Annotated in this window: 14 protein-coding genes and 1 pseudogene; 11 read left to right on the top strand and 4 right to left on the bottom strand. The window is 56.5% G+C overall.

From position 1 onward, the window contains the following. Window positions 1–178 precede the first annotated feature (178 nt). Together JUE67_RS06825 and JUE67_RS06820 are read left to right on the top strand one after the other, a co-directional pair. On the top strand, window positions 179–934 hold the full coding sequence (locus JUE67_RS06825; RefSeq protein WP_203626319.1) for an NADPH-dependent oxidoreductase: 756 nt from the start codon (window positions 179–181) through the stop codon (window positions 932–934). Between the two features lie 75 nt (window positions 935–1,009). Further along, window positions 1,010–1,240 carry a CsbD family protein gene (locus tag JUE67_RS06820; RefSeq protein WP_203626320.1) on the top strand — a complete coding sequence of 77 codons (231 nt, stop codon included), beginning with the start codon at window positions 1,010–1,012 and terminating at the stop codon, window positions 1,238–1,240. 237 nt (window positions 1,241–1,477) lie between these two features. On the opposite strand, the gene JUE67_RS06815 is transcribed toward JUE67_RS06820, so the two are convergent. Both JUE67_RS06815 and JUE67_RS06810 read right to left on the bottom strand, forming a co-directional pair. Continuing rightward, window positions 1,478–2,503, bottom strand: coding sequence for a hypothetical protein (locus JUE67_RS06815; RefSeq protein WP_203626321.1), 1,026 nt, complete (start codon window positions 2,501–2,503; stop codon window positions 1,478–1,480). A gap of 191 nt (window positions 2,504–2,694) precedes the next feature. Next, window positions 2,695–3,519, bottom strand: coding sequence for a GHMP family kinase ATP-binding protein (locus tag JUE67_RS06810; RefSeq protein WP_203637084.1), 825 nt, complete (start codon window positions 3,517–3,519; stop codon window positions 2,695–2,697). Window positions 3,520–3,635: 116 nt separating this feature from the next. Here JUE67_RS06810 and JUE67_RS06805 point away from each other — a divergent pair, with 116 nt between their 5' ends. Continuing rightward, window positions 3,636–4,316: a 2,3-bisphosphoglycerate-dependent phosphoglycerate mutase gene (locus tag JUE67_RS06805; protein WP_203626323.1), complete on the top strand. Its 681-nt coding sequence runs from the start codon at window positions 3,636–3,638 to the stop codon at window positions 4,314–4,316. 34 nt (window positions 4,317–4,350) lie between these two features. Then, window positions 4,351–5,328, top strand: a complete 978-nt coding sequence (locus JUE67_RS06800) for an aldo/keto reductase (RefSeq protein WP_203626324.1) — start codon at window positions 4,351–4,353, stop codon at window positions 5,326–5,328. Window positions 5,329–5,448: 120 nt separating this feature from the next. Here JUE67_RS06800 and JUE67_RS06795 read toward each other — a convergent pair whose 3' ends face one another. Both JUE67_RS06795 and JUE67_RS06790 read right to left on the bottom strand, forming a co-directional pair. After that, entirely contained in the window at window positions 5,449–6,795 is a 1,347-nt protein-coding gene (locus JUE67_RS06795; protein ID WP_203626325.1) for a C1 family peptidase, read from the bottom strand. Between the two features lie 366 nt (window positions 6,796–7,161). Further along, the gene (locus JUE67_RS06790; RefSeq protein WP_203626326.1) at window positions 7,162–7,452 is read right to left on the bottom strand and encodes a GNAT family N-acetyltransferase; all 291 of its coding nucleotides are present in this window, start codon (window positions 7,450–7,452) and stop codon (window positions 7,162–7,164) included. Window positions 7,453–7,611: 159 nt separating this feature from the next. On the opposite strand from JUE67_RS06790, the gene JUE67_RS06785 reads away from it, so the two are divergent. The 7 genes and pseudogenes from JUE67_RS06785 (at window position 7,612) to recQ (ending at window position 17,280) form a co-directional block, all read left to right on the top strand. Then, window positions 7,612–8,154, top strand: a complete 543-nt coding sequence (locus JUE67_RS06785) for a dCTP deaminase/dUTPase family protein (RefSeq protein WP_203626327.1) — start codon at window positions 7,612–7,614, stop codon at window positions 8,152–8,154. A gap of 26 nt (window positions 8,155–8,180) precedes the next feature. Further along, window positions 8,181–9,560 (top strand): DNA repair protein RadA, encoded by a 1,380-nt coding sequence (gene radA, locus JUE67_RS06780; protein ID WP_203626328.1) that lies wholly within the window; start codon window positions 8,181–8,183, stop codon window positions 9,558–9,560. 128 nt (window positions 9,561–9,688) lie between these two features. Beyond that, a complete protein-coding gene (locus tag JUE67_RS06775) occupies window positions 9,689–10,831 on the top strand; it encodes a PIN/TRAM domain-containing protein (protein WP_203626329.1) in 1,143 nt (380 codons plus the stop codon). 242 nt (window positions 10,832–11,073) lie between these two features. Beyond that, entirely contained in the window at window positions 11,074–12,021 is a 948-nt protein-coding gene (locus JUE67_RS06770) for a magnesium transporter CorA family protein (RefSeq protein ID WP_203626330.1), read from the top strand. A 178-nt stretch (window positions 12,022–12,199) separates the two neighbouring features. Beyond that, a pseudogene (locus tag JUE67_RS06765) lies at window positions 12,200–13,523 on the top strand (APC family permease). 333 nt (window positions 13,524–13,856) lie between these two features. Then, the gene (gene gltX, locus JUE67_RS06760; RefSeq protein WP_203626331.1) at window positions 13,857–15,344 is read left to right on the top strand and encodes a glutamate--tRNA ligase; all 1,488 of its coding nucleotides are present in this window, start codon (window positions 13,857–13,859) and stop codon (window positions 15,342–15,344) included. Window positions 15,345–15,513: 169 nt separating this feature from the next. Beyond that, window positions 15,514–17,280 carry a DNA helicase RecQ gene (recQ, locus tag JUE67_RS06755; RefSeq protein ID WP_203626332.1) on the top strand — a complete coding sequence of 589 codons (1,767 nt, stop codon included), beginning with the start codon at window positions 15,514–15,516 and terminating at the stop codon, window positions 17,278–17,280. Window positions 17,281–17,296 lie beyond the last annotated feature (16 nt).

Below are 17,296 nucleotides of genomic sequence, written 5' to 3'. Positions count from 1 at the left end.
GCACAAAAAGCTTAGTGCTGGATGTGTAAGTCAGCGGTGTTCCCAGAAGCTCGGTCATTTATGGCCGAGTAGTTCACGTTTGCTTGATCGTGCACAACGGCCCGCTTTTCTCCGCCACGCTCACAGCAAAAATGCTATGCTTGGGGCATCCAAATTTGCGGGGAAGAGGCCAACAGTCATGGTAATCTTCGATTCAAGACTTAGTAATCAGCTCCATCACCGAACCATCCGCCGTTTTTTGCCGGAACCTGTCAACCCGGAGGCCATCGACGCCTTGGTGGCAGTGGCACAGCACACGGCGACGTCGCATTTTCTCCAGTCGTTTTCCATGATCTCGATCACGGATCCGGAGCTTAGGCGGCAGATTGCGACGATCGCCAAGCAAGATTATGTGGCGGGAAATGGGCATCTGTTTATTTTCATCGCGGATCAGCACCGGGCTTGGCAGATCGCCCAGCGTGCCGGGGTCACGGAAACGCATCTGGGGTCGGCGGACAAGTTCCTGCAGGCAACTTCGGATGCGTTGTTGGCCGCACAAAATGTGGTCAACGCGGCCGAGAATTTGGGGCTGGGCACCGTTTTGCTCGGCAGCATTCTCAATGATCCGTTGCAGTTGATCAGGTTGTTGCAACTGCCGCGTCTAACTTTTCCAGTGATCGGCCTGATCGTGGGCGAGCCAGATCAAGCGCCGCAATTCAAGCCGCGGCTGGCTCCGGCGCTTGTGCATTTTGACAATCGCTATCAACTGCCGGCGGATGCGGCGGCACAGGTGACGGACTATGATGCCGTGATCCGCGATTATTACGCCACGCGGGATACGAATCAGCGCGCCGAGACGTTTTCGCATTTGATCTCTGGCAGTAGCCAAGTTCTGCCGGCGCATCGAGGGGACCTGAAAGCCGCCTTGAGCCAGCAAGGATTTTTCGCCGAATAAGCTGCCGAGGTGTTCGGCTCGCAATTGCAGGCGTCATCCTGCTACGCTTGAAGTAGGAAAGGAGGTGTTGCCCCCATGACAGACTTCGATGCGATGAAGGATAAGGTCGTCGGCAAGGTGAAGGAAACAGCTGGCAAGGTCGCCGGTGATGAAAAGCTGGAAGCCAAAGGCAAAGCTGAGCAAATGGCAGGCGAGGCCAAGGACAAGGCCGCCGAGCTGAAAAAGAAAGCCGAAGACGCAACAGACGACGCCACTGACAAAGTGGCAAAGAAGTTCAATGACGCCGTCGACGAAAGCAAAAAATAAAGGGTGTGAAGCCGAGCGCTTAGGGTCATGCAGGTAGGTCCAGCAGACGCGTGAGGCGACTTTTGCCTCGGGTGGCTGGTGGCCTAGATGCCATGACGCTGCTCGGCGAAACCCGACTCATTTGCTGGGTCCATGGCGCTCAGCACATAAGGGCTTCCCGCTCGACAGGGAAAAAGCCCGCAAAAAAATCGGCCCTGCGCGACGGACGCGGCGGCCGATTCTTTGTGTGCTGAGACCTTAACGTGGCGTTGCACGCTGAATCATAAATTGCCAGACATACAGCGTCACGGCCAAGAGATACGCGCAGGTGCCAATCAGATATGGAAGCGCCAGGTGCAGCGTCATCGCGGTGTATAGCGCATCGATGAGCAAGGTGAAGCCGATGAAAAACCAACGCTTGTAGCCGGTATCGATGGCGGATTCCCCGCACCAAGTCAACAAGGAGAACACGGCCAGGCAAAAGGCAGCCAACAGCGCCCAACGAAAAGCACCGAGCCACAAAGCCGCACCGTTAAGCCGCAGGAGCCCGGCAAAGCCCAGTGCGCTGGCCAGCAGCACGACATGGCCCAGCACAAAGGCCGGCAGATGGGTGGCGGCGCGGGTGAAATGCGGGCCGGCGATGGCGTACATGGCAAGCATCAGCCCGATCGCAATGGCGGCCGGCAGTGCAGTCGCGAGGGCGCCCCGACCGTCGCTGGCCAGCTGGATCAATAGCAGGCCAAGCACCAATTCGACAAGCAACACCACATGGCCGACCGGTAGCTTGCCTGTTTTTCGCGCGAGACGCATGGCCCCAGCGAAGGCCACCAACTGGGCCGCCCACAGGACGCCGGCAGCGGTCCCGATCGGCAGAAAACTGACCGCGGCGGTCGCCAAGGCGCCGACACCCACCAGCCCGCTAGCCAGCGCGTCACGGTGCCAGGCTTGCCAAGCGAGCCAGCCTGCCGCCCCGGCGATCGCCAAGGTGGCAGGCAGGCCCGCGGCTAACTGGGGACCGGCTGTGATGGCAAACACAATCGAAAACCCCAACGTGATCAGGGGTGTGAGGCTGTGCAGATAGCGGCGCGTGCCGGTGATCAACAGCGTCTGCAGGCCCCAGATCGTGATCCACGCCACAAATCGCAGCCCGCTTTCGCCAAAACTGGCAAGTGCGGTGGCGTCGGTCATGGTCGCAAGTGGGGGCAGTGCGGCCTGCAGAAGGGTCGCGGCGGCGATCAATAGCAGCACTTGTTCGAGTAGGGTGGGACGGGCAGTCTTGGGCATGGGAGTTCCTTTCTGACGATTCAATAGGGCCAGTTTCTCAAAAATAGGCGGGCGCTTCAACCGGCTTTAGCCTGAGACAGTGGGCAAAACGCATGGATGACAAAATTGTTCGGCCAAAATGGTGACCCGGGACGATTTTTCCCATTCTGGGGACAAAAAAAGAGCCGAGATCTCTCTCAGCTCCGAAAAAACTAGTCCGTGACGGTCAAGCCCTGTTCGGATGCCTCAAGCGGCACCACTTTGCCCGCGGTCAACAGCGGCGTCAGCGTCTGCAGGAAATTCAGCTGCGTCTTTGGCGCAACGGCGATGAGCGCCGGCCCACTGCCGCTTGGGAACACCCCGAATCCGCCGACTTGCCGCACCGCGCGCCGCACCATTTCCGCATGTGGAAAATAGGTCGGCGTGACCATTTCGGCGAGTGGCTCGATCGGGAAATGTTGCATCAACCAGATCGTATCGCCGGTGGCCAGCGCGCGTAAAAGCGGCTCGAGCCCGGCACTTTCGATCTCGTGCGGCTCGCTCAGCGGCACCGGTAGCGCGGTGAAGTGATCCGGCACATACAGCGCGCCTTGGACGCCGTGCAGCTGCAGTTTCTTGACGGCTGTCCCGTTGAGCTGGACAAACCCGCCATGCAGCGCCGCAGCCATCGCAGCCGGAAACGGCTCATAGGGCGCGGCGAGTTTTGCGATGCGCGGCAGTTCCAAGGCCTCGCCGTTCAGCGCGGCGGCCAAGGAAAAACCGGCGAGCATCGCGGCACTTGAGCTGGACAAGCCTTCGCCCATCGGCAACTGGCTTTCCACCTGCAACTGATGCGGCACCAAGGTCGGATCGGCCATCAGGGCTGCCTCCACGATCGGATTAGACTGATCGTTTGCGATTCCCTTTGTTGAGGATGAGACTTCCCATTCCAGCGCTTCATCGCCGACAGTCACGGTCATGCCGCGGTCGACCGCCAAGCCAAGCGAGTTGGCAAGCGGCGTCCGGGCAGTGACGACACCTGGGACCCAGATCTTCATTTGGCAGCACCTTCTTTCAAAATTAGATATTAATAGTATATCTAATATGGCTCTCATTTTCTACCGTTTTCAGCAAAATTAACAAAATGGTATACTGGTCGCATCAGGAGGCGCTCATGGTCAAATTGGTCTTAGTGCGGCATGGCGAAAGTGCTGCGAATTTTTCAAATACATATACCGGCTGGTCGGATGTCCCGCTCACCGCGCGCGGGGCAGCGCAAGCCAGCGCGGCGGGGCAACTGCTGGCGGACACCGGCATCGCCTTCACCTGCGTGCACACCTCGGTCCTCCAGCGGGCGATCACGACGGCCTATTTGGTGCAGGACGCGATCGGTCAAAATTGGCTGCCGATTCAAAAATCATGGCGACTCAACGAACGACATTACGGCGCGCTGCGGGGGCTGAATAAAGATGCGACCCGCACGCTGTTTGGCGCCAACCAGGTCGCGCGCTGGCGCCGGAGTTATCAAGCCGAACCGCCGCTGCTCAACGTTCCGGTCGCGGGCCGGGCGTATGCGGCTTTTCCCACCACCATCCTCTCGCGGGGTGAAAGTTTGGCCGATGCCAGCCGGCGCCTGTTGCCATATTGGGTCGACGAGATCGCGCCGCGGCTGATGCGCGGAGAAAATCAATTGGTCGTTGCCCATGGCTCCACGCTGCGGGCGCTGATCAAGTGGCTGGAAAACATCGGGGATGCGGATATTGACGGCGTGGAAGTCGCTAACGCAGAGCCGATCATCTGTACGCTGGGGCCGGACCTCAGCATTATTGCCAAAGAAGTTCTGGACGCTGACTGATCGGCCGGCTTTTGGAGAACAAGGAGGACATCGCATGAACTATCGCACATTAGGCAAAACAGGCTTCAAAATTTCGGATGTCTCGCTGGGCACCTGGCAGCTTGGCGGCAAATGGGGCGCGCCGTTTGACCAGCAAGTCGCAACGGCCACACTGGAGGCGGCGGTCGCAGAAGGTGTCACCTTCTTCGATACCGCGGATGGCTACCAAGATGGCAACAGTGAGCGCACAGTTGGCGCGTTTTTGAAGACGCATCCTGAGGTCCATTACACGACCAAGATCGGGCGCAAAGAGGGGCCTTTGAGCCTCGCCCATTTTCAGCCGGCTGCGCTTGACCGCTATATCGACGACTCGCTGAAGAATATGCAGACCGACGCGCTGGACTTGGTACTGCTGCACTGCCCGCCGATGCAGGCTTACTATGATCCCGAGATCTTCTGGCACCTGGATCAGTTGAAGCAGGCGGGGAAAATTCGCAACTATGGCGTTTCCGTTGAGCGCGTCGAAGAGGCGATCAAGGCGCTGGATTATGATGTCTCCGCGGTCGAGATCATTTTCAACATGTTCCGGCTGCGCCCGAGCAAGCTGTTTTTCGACTTGGCGCAAAAGGCTAATGTTGGGATCTTGGCGCGGGTGCCACTGGCAAGCGGCCTGTTATCCGGCAAATACACGGCGGATACTCAGTTTGCCCCGACGGATCAGCGCAGCAATAACCGCAATGGCGAATTGTTCGACAAAGGCGAGACATTCTCCGGCGTCGATTATCTGACCGGCGTGAAGGCGGCGCAGGTTCTGAAAACGCGGCTCAAGACGGACAACTTGGCCGCGCTGGCGTTGCGGTGGTGCTTGATGTTTCCGGCGGTCTCCGCGGTTATTCCGGGTGCCAGCAATCCCACCCAGATCACGCGCAACACCGATGCGTCGGACTTGCCAGCTTTGACCCACGAGCAAATGGGCATCGTGCAGGATGTCTACGATGACTATCTCAAAAAGCCGGTCGACTATCTTTGGTAGAAGCGCCCGGCCAGCCCCAGTCTCGCACACGTGCATGTGCGGCGGCCGGGGCCTTTTTTTCCGCAAAAAACGCCTCGCAGCGGGTTGGCTACGAGGCGTTTGGTCATGCGACTAGTGTGATTACTTGGAAGCCAGTGAACCCATCGGATCCCATGGCTTGAGCACAGTCGGGTTGTCGTACTCGTTGGTGATCACGAGCTGCAGGTCGGCTGGCAAGTACTTCTTGTTGATGACAACTTGGTAGACAAATTCGTCGAACCAGGCGTCACTTGCAACGAAGTAGCCTTTTTCGCCGACTTTATCGCCCCAAGAGTTCTCGACCTTCCACTTGGTCGGCTTGCCGTCAACAATGTCAACGCCAGTCAGGACCATCGCGTGGGTCATCAGGCTTTCACCGTAATCGAGGCGTTCTGCCTTGGTCATGGAGAAGTCGACGTCAAACAGGGCGTCCTTGTCATAGATCTTGGTGTCCAAGATCCCGATCTGACGGTCAGAGGACTGGCCAACATCACTGCCGAACCAAACGGACTCGCCGGCTTCGAGCTGCTTGATGGCAAGCTGCTTGAAGGTGTCGATGTCGAGGTTCAAGTGACGGACTTCGCGGCCGCCAATGACGTTGCCCAGCATCTCAACGGTGTAAAGGTGGTTGTATGGCTTGTCAGCGGTCGGGCCGTTGATGATGCTTTGGTAAGCGGTCAGATCCCAGCCGATGTACTTCGCAAAGAAGGTCTTCGGGGTGAGGTCGCGGTCGATGTGATATTCCTTGTCATCGTCGCGATACTCGAAGTCGAATTGTGTCGGCGGGTTGCCCAGCGTGTAAGCCAAGATGCGGTAGATCTCGCCGAGCTTCTTGGTGCGCACGGCCTGGATCTCGTCATCGCTGGCGCCATCTGCGACCAGCTTGCGAAAATCAACGGCATCCTTGCGCAGCTTGAGGTTCAAAACGGAATCCAGTTCGTTGGACTTGCTGGAGCTGTAGGTCTCAGGCATCACAGACTTCGGCACGATGCCGTACTTTGCGATGAGTGCTGTCAGCATATCCCACTGGCCGCCATCGCCTTGTGGGGTCGCCATCAGCCAAGCAACTTTGCGAGAGTCGATCGGCTCGCCTGCAGTCTTCAGAACATTCTCATAAAAGTAGTTGGACTTTTCGAACTTGTCCCAGAAGAAGGTATAGTTCTGGCTCAGTTCAAAATCCTTGATCTTGAACTGCTTTTGAATGCCGTGACGCATCGTGTTGAGCGCCGCGAACATCCAGCAACGGCCGGATTGCTTCTGGTTGGCAACGGCGCCGGTGTCCAGTTCGATGGAGAAAGTCTGGTCCATCGCCACTTTGGAGTCGGTGCTTTCGGCGGTCTTCAAGACACCGTTGTTCATAACGGCCTTTTGAATGACGTCATGGGCTGGCGTGTTTTCAAGGTCAGCTTGGAACTTGCTAAGATCATCAGCTGTGATAGCTGTAGACATGCGCTTCACTCCTTAAATTAGAAAATAATGATATTTTTCAGACTTCATCAGTTTAGCATAAAGCCGCTCGCAATAGAACTGGCTGACGCGCTTTTGCGTAATCTCTACAATAGTTGGGCGAAATGTTCAACCACGCGGTGCGAGTGCCTGATCTGATGGGGAAAAAACATGGTTAGTTGTGAATGAGTTGGGCGGGGAAAAAGTAGGAGCGAGGTTACCCGACTTTTAGTTGAAGTCTGGCGTGCCCCTACACACCCTAGTTGGGTTTCGGTGCGCATGGCGGATGCATCTAACTGTCCCCGTCACTAGAGGCGAAGCGCGCCCCTAGCGCCAGGGCCGAGTTAGCTGATCCGCCATCCCGCGCCCCTACACACCCTTTGGCTCCCGGAGCACATCTGCGTATTCCGCTTTTGTATCAAATTCATGTCGGGCAAAGGTGCACAGCGGTTCGATCTTTTTGCCTGTCGCGCGGGCTTCATCGACCACCGCACGCACCAGCTTGCCGGCGATGCCTTGGCCGCGCAGGCTGCTGTCAACGAAGGTGTGATCGATGACAAAATTTTGCCCGTCGTCGATGTCTTGGTAGGTGACCTCGGCGATCAGCTTGCCATTGTCGTCGGTGAGAAAATAGCGGCCCGGTTCATGTTCAAATTCCATGGAAAGACCTCCTTGTATTAATAGAAGAGAAGTGGCTGGTATCACGACCATTATCGCATATCCCGCGGGTAAATGATTCGTTAACCTGTGCGTACCGGCGTAGTTTCGAATTGCCTGCGGTGGTAAGATTGATAAGAGAAAGAACTGATGGAGGACATTATGCACAAACGTGGCTTTGAGATCGTTTCAGCGTATCAAGACGACCCAGAGGTGAAGCTGCCGGTCCGCTCGACCAAGCAGGCGGCGGGGTATGACTTTTTTGCCCGGGAAGATTTCGTTTTAAAAAGCATCTGGCGTTATGATTTTATCCGGCTTTTTCGCCTGATCAAAAATGAGCATCCATTGACCGAAAGCGATTTTCGCCGCGCCACCAAGATCTTGAAACCGCTCCTTGTGCCCACGGGCGTCAAGGCGTATATGCAGCCGGACGAGGTGCTGATCTTGGCCAATCGCTCCAGCAATCCGCTCAAGCGCGGGCTGATCATTCCAAACGGCATCGGCGTGATCGATGCGGATTACTATAATAATCCGGATAACGAAGGCGAGATCTTCATCCAAATGGTCAACACGAGTCCCAAGGATGTTGTGATCGAGCAGGGTGAGCGCATCGGCCAAGGCATCTTCATGCCATTTTTGACCGCCGACGACGACCAGGGCGGAAAAGGCGAACGAACCAGTGGTTTTGGGTCGACCGGCCGCTGATTTTTAGCTAAGAAAGGAGCCGCGACATGGCTAAATCAAAAACGCAATTTGTCTGCCAAAACTGCGGCTATATCTCGGCCAGTTATATCGGCCGCTGCCCGAATTGCCGCGCGTGGAACAGCTTAGTTGAAGAAGTCGTTGAGGCGGCGCCGACTGCGGCCAAACCTCGCGCAACGGTGTCCGGCCAGCGCGTGCGCCCGCAGAAGCTTGAAAAGGTCACGATCGAAAAGGAGCACCGCGTCAAGACCGGCCTCAACGAGTTGAACCGCGTGCTGGGCGGCGGTGTCGTGCCGGGTTCGCTGGTCCTGATCGGCGGCGATCCCGGCATCGGCAAGTCGACGCTGTTGCTTCAAGTCTCCGGCCAGCTGTCGGCGACCGGCGGCACTGTTTTGTATGTGTCCGGTGAGGAAAGCGCCAGCCAGATCAAGATGCGCGCCGGACGTCTCGGGGTCGGCGACACGGGGATGTACTTGTATCCGGAAACGGATATGCCCAGCATTCGTAGCGCGATCGAGGACCTCAAGCCTGATTACGTGGTCATCGATTCGGTCCAAACGATGAACGTGCCCGAGATGAACGCGGCGGTGGGCTCAGTCTCCCAGATTCGGGAAGTCACCGCGGAGTTGATGCGCATCGCCAAGGTGAACGCTGTGACGATCTTCATCGTCGGCCATGTGACCAAAGACGGCGCCATTGCCGGGCCGAAGATCTTGGAGCACATGGTGGACACGGTCCTGTATTTTGAAGGCGACATGCATCACACCTTCCGCATTTTGCGCTCGGTGAAAAATCGCTTCGGGTCGACCAACGAGATCGGCATCTTTGAAATGCACCAAGACGGCTTGCATGAAGTGGCCAATCCCTCGGAACTATTTTTGGATGAGCGGTTGGCCGGGGCGAGCGGCTCGGCGGTGGTCGTGTCGATGGAAGGCACGCGGCCGATCTTGGTCGAATTGCAGGCCCTGATGACGCCGACGCAATACGGCAACGCAAAGCGCACCGCCAGCGGTCTTGATCACAATCGGGTCAGCTTGATCATCGCGGTGCTGGAAAAACGGGCGAACCTGATGCTCCAAAATCAGGATGCCTATCTCAAGGCCACAGGCGGGGTGCGACTGGATGAACCGGCGATCGACCTGGCGATGGCCATGGCGATCGCCAGCTCTTACCGGGATGTCGAGATTCAGCCGACCGATTGTTTTGTCGGCGAACTTGGCTTGACTGGCGAGGTGCGCCGGGTCAGCCGCATCGAGGATCGTATCAAAGAGGCGGCCAAACTCGGGTTCAAACGCATTTTTGTCCCGAAAAATAATCTCGCGGGGTGGCAGTCACATGAACCGATTCAGGTGATCGGTGTGACCAGCGTCGCCGAGGCGATGAATAAGGTGTTCAACGAACGCGGCTGAGTTGGTTTGCGACCGACCCATCAAATTTTGCATCACCTGGCCGACATGGGCGTACCGGTCGGCCAGATCTAACGTGCACCGGGCTCGAGTGGCAGCGAGGCCGGTCTGCACAGTGAAAGGAGGATTCTATGAAGAAACGAATGATCTCACTGATCTTTGCGGCTGTCGGTTTCGGGGTCGGGCTTGGCGCATTGCCATATTTATGGGCCGCCCTGAACCTTGAACAGTCGTGGCTGATCAGTCCTGTGGCCAACGCCGTCCTCGGCGCGTTGATCTTTTTGATCTTGGGTGAGCTTTCCAGCGGCTGGATCCTGCGCGAGCTCAAACAGATCGAAAAAGCGTTGAGCGAGCGCTCGGCCAGTTATCTCTTGTTCGGCAGTCTCGGTACCATTGTGGGCCTTGTGTTAGCAGCCATTATTTCGATTCCACTTAATAATTTACCCGGCCCATTTGGTACTCTTTTTCCAATTATCCTGATGATCCTGCTGGGGTATCTCGGCTTTCGGGTGGGCACCACGCGCCGCGAGGAATGGCGCAAGTTGCTCAATATCAAAACGAAGCCGAAAGACTCAGAAGGCGAGGTGCTTGAACGCAAGGTGGGCGACAACTTCCGCAAGTACAAGTTGCTCGACACCAGCGTCATCATCGACGGCCGGGTGCAAGCCATCGCCAAGACTGGGTTTCTCGAGGGCACATTGCTGGTGCCGACCTTCGTGGTGCATGAACTTCAGCTGATCTCCGATTCCGCAGATGCGCTCAAGCGCGGACGTGGGCGGCGCGGCCTGGATATTATCAACCAGATGAAGGCCGATCCAGAGATCAACGTCGAGATGTACGATGGTGATTTTGACGACATGACCGAAGTCGACAGCAAGTTGCTGAAGCTCGCCAAGCTGCTCGATGGGGTCGTCATGACCAACGACTACAACCTGAACAAGGTCGCACAGTTTCAAAATGTGCCGGTCTTGAACATCAATGCGCTGGCCAACGCGCTCAAGCCGGATGTGATTCCGGGCGAAGGCATGACGGTCACCGTGATCAAGTCCGGTACCGAGCGCCAGCAGGGGGTCGCTTATCTGGAAGATGGCACGATGGTCGTGGTCGAAGACGGCCAGTATTACATGAGTCAACCGCTTGATGTGATCGTCACCTCGGCACTGCAAACCGCGGCTGGCCGGATGATCTTCGCCAAGCCCGCCCACCAGCAGAAATCGCTGCGGGAAAAACCGGAAGCGGACGACACGACGAATAAGAAAAAACAGAAACGCTGATCGTCATTGCGCAAGGCGGCATCCATCACGGGTGCCGCCTTTTTTGCGCGCAGTGCGCAGTGCCGCGGGCGGAGAAAATCTGCGAGGAAGGCTGCAGGGTATACCTACAGCGAAAACCTGCGACGGCCGCGATGCTAGCTGCTTTTCACTGGGCTCCCGAGGCTGGATAATGGCGCAGGCCATCGAGGCTCTCTTACAATAGAGATAGTAGTGGGTGCCTTGCCGGAAAGGAGGAACGCCGCATGCGGCACGATTTTTTTGTCGATGAAAACGGGCTGGCCGAAAGCCACGGCCAGACTAGCAATTATATTTTGATGGTCACGGATGATAAGCGCGAAATGACCGCCGTGCGCAAACAATACGCGCTTCCTGAAGCAATTTTCCTCGGCGCCGATGCCCCTGAGGAAGCCTTGCGCTACGAGGACCTGCCCGGCACCCGGTTGACGGACGCCAAGGCGCTGGTGGTGATGGATCTTGATGAAAATAATGATGAGCGCATCGAAAAACGCCTCCAGCCGGTGACGATGGTGGTGGCCAAGGAAGGCCTGCTGATGCATCTGGTGCCAAATTCGGCGCTTGAAGGGGAGCTGCTCGCGAAAAATGATCGCCATCTCCTTCGCTCGCCGGCCCGGGTAATTGGGGCGGTGTTGCAGCTGATCGGCCACCATTTTGTGCATGTGTTGAAAAGTCAAAAAAAGGCGATCGACCATCTTGATCAGGCGGCGCGCAAGACCACGCGCAATCAGGAGCTGTTCCAACTGGCCGACCTGTCCCGCGATATGGTGTATCTGGAGCACACGCTGGATGATCAGCGGGACGTGCTGGATAAATTGCTGGCGGACGCGGATTTTTCGGATGCGCTGGGTGATTCACGCTTGGCGCAAAATATTCTCCAGCGTCACCGGTATGCGGTGAAAATGGTGACCATTTACCGCGATCTGTTGGAGACCTCCAGCAGCCTATTTTCCGCAATGATGGACAACCGGCTCAATCATTTGATGCGGTATCTGGATTCGGCGGCGCTGGTCGTGTCGGTGCCGGCGATGATCGGCGGCCTGTGGGGGATGAACGTCGGCGGTATCCCAGGCGACCGCTCCTGGTGGGGCTTTTTGATCATGACGGCGTTTGCCCTTTTGATGGGCGGGTTGACCGCGCTGCATTTGATGCGGAAGGATTTTCATGCGAATTAGGGTCGCGGGGCCGGTGTGGGACTGTCAGGTCGGTCCGAGGTCTACAAATATAAGTCAAAACCCGATATATAAGGTTTTTCCCGTGAAAATCGACCGGTCATGACGCAAGGGGTCATTGAGTGCTTTTCCTGTCCGCATTTGTTATGCTTATGGCAAATAAAATAACGAGGTGATCGCGATGCAACGAGCGGCGAAACGGCATGCGACCGGGCGCACGCTTTCTTTTGGCAGTGTCTTGTTGTTAGGCATCAACGGCATTATCGGTTCGGGTATTTTCCTGTTACCAGGCACGCTTTATCAGCAAAGCGGCAAATGGAGTGTCCTGGCCCTGATCGCGGCGGGGCTGGTGACGACGATGATCGCGCTGTGCTATGCGGCCATGGCGTCGAAAATCGACGATGATGGTGGGGCGTGGGTCTATGCCGACCGCGCGTTTGGCCGCTTTCTCGGGTTTCAGACGGGCTGGTTCGGCTGGTTTCTCGGTGTCATCACCATCGCGGCGGAGATTGCAGCGTTTTTGACAACACTGGGCGGGTTGGTCCCGGCGGTCAAGACGCGGCCTGTTTATCTCGCCGTCGCGATGGGCATCTTAGCGATATTGGCGATTCTCAACTTGGTTGGGTCCTCGCTCCTGACATTGATCGATAATCTCTCCAGCGTCCTGAAAATCGGCATCATCGTCGTCTTTGTGGGAGCTGCCGGATTTTTCATCAGCCAGCATTCCTTCGAGCTGCCTTCAGCAGGTTCCAACGGCGGCGGGTTCAGTCAATCGTTCGCCGCAACCTTTTACATGTACACGGGCTTTTCGTTCTTGCCGGTCGCAGCCAAAAAGATGGCGAATCCAGAGAAAACATTGCCGCGGGCCTTCGCGGGCCTTGCTGATCGTGATGGCGATCGTGATGGTCGTGTATACGCTGACGGATCTGGCCACGATGGCGATTCTTGGCGGGGCACTGAGCGGAAACGCGCTGCCGGTCGCGAATGCATTCGCCACAGTGGTCGGCACTTGGGGAAAAATCGTTGTGCTACTGGGCATGTTGGTGTCGATTCTCGGCGTCGCCATTGCTGTTTCCTTTGACACCCCTGTTGAGATGGCGTCACTGGCGACGGAAAAAGAATTGCTGCCCGCTGTTTTTGGTCGCACCAACAAAAGTGGCACCCCGATCGTTGCTGTTTTGGTCACGATCGGCTTGGCGGCGCTGTTGATTCTTTCGGGAAGCTATTTATTCCTGGTCAATCTGATCGTCCTCGCCGCGTTTTTGCAATACATCACGACGATTTTCTCTTGGTTCAAGTTGCGCCATGATTCAACGCTACCGACGGGAATGAAAATGCCCGGAGGAATGCTTTTTCCAATCATTGGGCTGCTCGTGATCTTGTATCTGATGACCAGTTTAGCGTGGACGACTTGGCTGATCGCCGTCGGAATGGCGGTTGTTGGGACCATTGTCTATGCGACGGATGATCGGCGAAACAAGCCGAAGGAGAAAATTGCGGGTTGATGCCGAACATGACCGCGCGGCTCCGCAGCCTTTCATAGTTGCGCTCCGCGGGGCAGGTTCGGCGCAGCCAGCTACGCCATGTCACTCGGGTCCAAGGAACGGACCCAAGCGCCATGGCTAGGCTACCTGTCCGAACATGACCGCGCGGCTCCGCAGCCTAGTTGCGCTCCGCCGCGCATGTTCGGGACATCTAGTCAAGCCAGCTCTCGGGGCAAAAAGCAGCCCCAAGCACTGGCTTGAACTATCTGCCCGAACATGATCGCGCGGCTCCGCAGCCTTTCATTTTATGGTACACTAGCCATGCATTGTTTAAATAAATGGAGGCGTAATGCATTGGCAGATCGACCAATTCGGGTGCGGTATGCACCTAGTCCGACCGGGCATCTTCACATCGGGAATGCGCGGACGGCCCTTTTCAATTACCTTTTCGCTCGACACAACAACGGAACGATGGTGCTTCGGATCGAAGACACAGACACGAAGCGCAATATCGCCGACGGGGAAAAGAGTCAGATCGAGAACCTGCACTGGCTTGGCATCGACTGGGATGAAGGTCCCGATGTCGGTGGCGATTTTGGCCCGTACCGGCAGTCTGAGCGAAAGGATATCTATCAAAAGTATATCCAGGAGCTCGTCGAAAAAGGCGACGCCTACGAATCCTACAAGACCGAAGAGGAATTGCAGGCAGATCGTGATGCGCAAAAAGCCGCACATGAAGCCCCTCATTATGTTTACGAATATGAAGGCCTGAGCGCCGAAGACAAGCAAGCGAAGATCGATGAGGCTAAGGCAAAAGGGCTCAAGCCGGTCATTCGTTTCCACATTCCGGCCGATCACACCTACGAATGGGACGACATTGTCAAAGGCGACATCTCGATCGATGGCAATACCATCGGCGGTGATTTTGTCATTCAAAAAGCGGATGGCATGCCGACGTATAACTTTGCGGTCGTCATCGATGATCATCTGATGGAGATCTCCCATGTGCTGCGTGGGGATGACCATATCGCAAACACACCAAAGCAGATCGCGATCTACGAAGCACTCGGCTGGGATGTGCCGGTGTTTGGCCACATGACGCTGATCATCAACGGCGAGACCGGCAAGAAGTTGTCCAAGCGCGATGAGTCTGTTTTGCAGTTCATCGAACAGTACCGCGAGCTCGGCTATTTGCCGGATGCGATGTTCAACTTCATCACCTTGCTTGGCTGGTCGCCGGTTGGGGAAGACGAGATCTTCACGAAGAAGGAATTCATCGAGCAATTCGACGAGAAGCGTCTGAGCAAGTCGCCGGCCCGTTTTGACAAGAAGAAGCTTGAATGGGTCAACAACCAATACATTAAAAAGGCGGACGTGAACGAACTGACCGCGCTGTCCTTGAACAACTTGATCGAGTCTGGCCGCATCCAAAAAGATCCGGATCCAAAGACCATTGAGTGGGCACGTCAGCTGATCAGCTTGTACATTCCGCAGATGAGTTACACGGGCCAGATCAGCGAGCTCTCCGACATTTTCTTCACGGAGCCAGCGCCGCTTGACGATAAGGAACAAGCCGAGCTTGAAAAAGACGGTGCGCGTCCTGTCATCGAGGCCATCCAAACGAAATTGCAGGGGCTGGACACCTTCTCTGCATACTTCATCAACCAGTTGGTCAATGAAGTGCGGCAGGAGACCGGGGTCAAGGGCCGCAAGCTTTACATGCCGATTCGCATTGCGACGACGCGTGTGATGCACGGGCCGCAATTGGCCGAGACCATCGAATTGATCGGCCGCGACCAGACGCTGAAGAACATCGCGTCTGTGCTGAGCCAAATGAACTAATTTTAGACCCATTAATACGCGACTCATGGGAGTTGGGACAGTTGTCTCAGCTCTTTTTTGATTTGGGGAGGCTGGGCGCGGGGGCCTTTCCCGCCTGTTTGCGAAATCTACTCCATGGACAGCGACTCGTTTCACACGTACAATTGATAGAGCGAATGGAGGGTGTTACATGGATGCGGCGCTTGCAGTCTTAAAGGAAAAATTCGGCTACGACAGTTTTCGGCCCGGCCAAGACACGGCGGTCAGTCGTGTGCTTCATGGCGAAAACACGCTGGTCATTATGCCCACGGGCGGCGGAAAATCGCTTTGTTATCAGATTCCGGCGATGCTCTTGGATGGGTTGACGGTGGTGGTCTCGCCGCTGATCGCCCTGATGAAGGATCAAGTCGATGCATTGAATGATAATGATATTCCGGCGACTTTTATTAACTCGACGCTGGATTATCAGGATGCTGATGAGCGATTATCAATGGCGGCACGAGGCGAAGTTAAATTGCTTTATGTTGCGCCGGAGCGTCTGGCAATGAGCGGCTTTCAGGCGGAGCTTGCGGACCTGAATGTGCAGGTCTTGGCGATCGATGAGGCGCACTGTATCTCGCAGTGGGGCCATGATTTTCGGCCGAGTTACCTCGCCTTGCAGGAAGTCGCAAAAAGCCTGCCGAGTCACCCGACTGTCGTGGCACTGACCGCAACGGCGACGGAGCGGGTGGCCGACGATGTTTGCCAGCGTCTCGACATTCCGGCAGAGGGGCGCATCAACACCGGCTTTGCCCGCGAGAATCTGAGCTTCCAGGTCGTGCGGGATCAGGACAAGGATAAATTCCTGATCGATTACCTGCGCCTGAATCCGGATCAGTCGGGCATCGTGTACGCGGCGACGCGCAAGGAAGTCGACCGGCTGGATGCGCTTTTGACCAAAAAGCATTTGCCGGTGACGAAATATCATGCGGGGCTTTCGGAGGAAGAACGCAGTCAAAATCAGGAAGACTTCCTGTTTGACCGCAAGCCGGTGATGATCGCGACCAACGCGTTTGGCATGGGCATTGATAAAAGTAATGTCCGATTCGTGATTCATGATCAGGTGCCAGCGGACCTGGAAAGCTATTATCAGGAGGCTGGTCGTGCCGGCCGAGACGGCTTGCCCAGTGAGGCGATTCTGCTTTTTTCCCAAGGCGACCTGCACATCCGCCGGTTCTTCATCGATCAATCGGAAGGTGACGAGGATTATAAGCAGCGCGAATATCAAAAACTCCAGGTGATGAATCAATATGCCAATACCGGGGAATGCTTGCAGGAATATATTCTTCAGTATTTTGGCCAGGAAAGCGCGCCGTGCCAGCGCTGCTCGAATTGTTTGGACCAGCGTGAGGCAGTGGATGTCACCACGGATGCGCAAAAGGTGCTGTCCTGTGTGGTCCGGATGCGGGAACGGTTCGGCAAGGGGCTGGTCGCACAGGTGCTGGGCGGCTCGGCTAATCAGCGCATTCGCGAGCTGCATCTGCAGGACCTGCCGACTTATGGCATCATGGCCAGCATGCCGCAGAAGCGAATCTCCGAGTTCATCGATTTTCTGGTGGCCAGTGAGTATCTCGAGGCGCTGGGCGGCCAGTACCCGATCTTGCATGTGACGGCAAGCGGCGCCGCGGTCCTTCGCGGCGAGGAAAAGGTGATGCGGAAGCAAGCCATTCAGGCGCGTGCCGCGGTGCCGGTGGACGATGCCCTGTTTCAGAAACTGCGGGCGGTTCGCCGGGAGTTGGCGGAGGAGCAAGGCGTCCCACCGTTTGTCATTTTCTCGGACAAGACGCTGCGGGCCATCTGCACGGCCCAGCCGCAGACGTTGGATGAAATGGCCGATGTCAAAGGCATTGGCCAAGCCAAGTTGACTCGATATGGTGAGATCTTTTTGACGGCGCTGCAAGAGGCAGTGGCCTCGTGAACGGCGGGTTTGATGC

The organism is Lacticaseibacillus mingshuiensis, from assembly GCF_016861785.1.
GTDB classification, from domain to species: domain Bacteria; phylum Bacillota; class Bacilli; order Lactobacillales; family Lactobacillaceae; genus Lacticaseibacillus; species Lacticaseibacillus mingshuiensis.
This window is presented reverse-complemented; position numbering and strand designations above follow the sequence as displayed.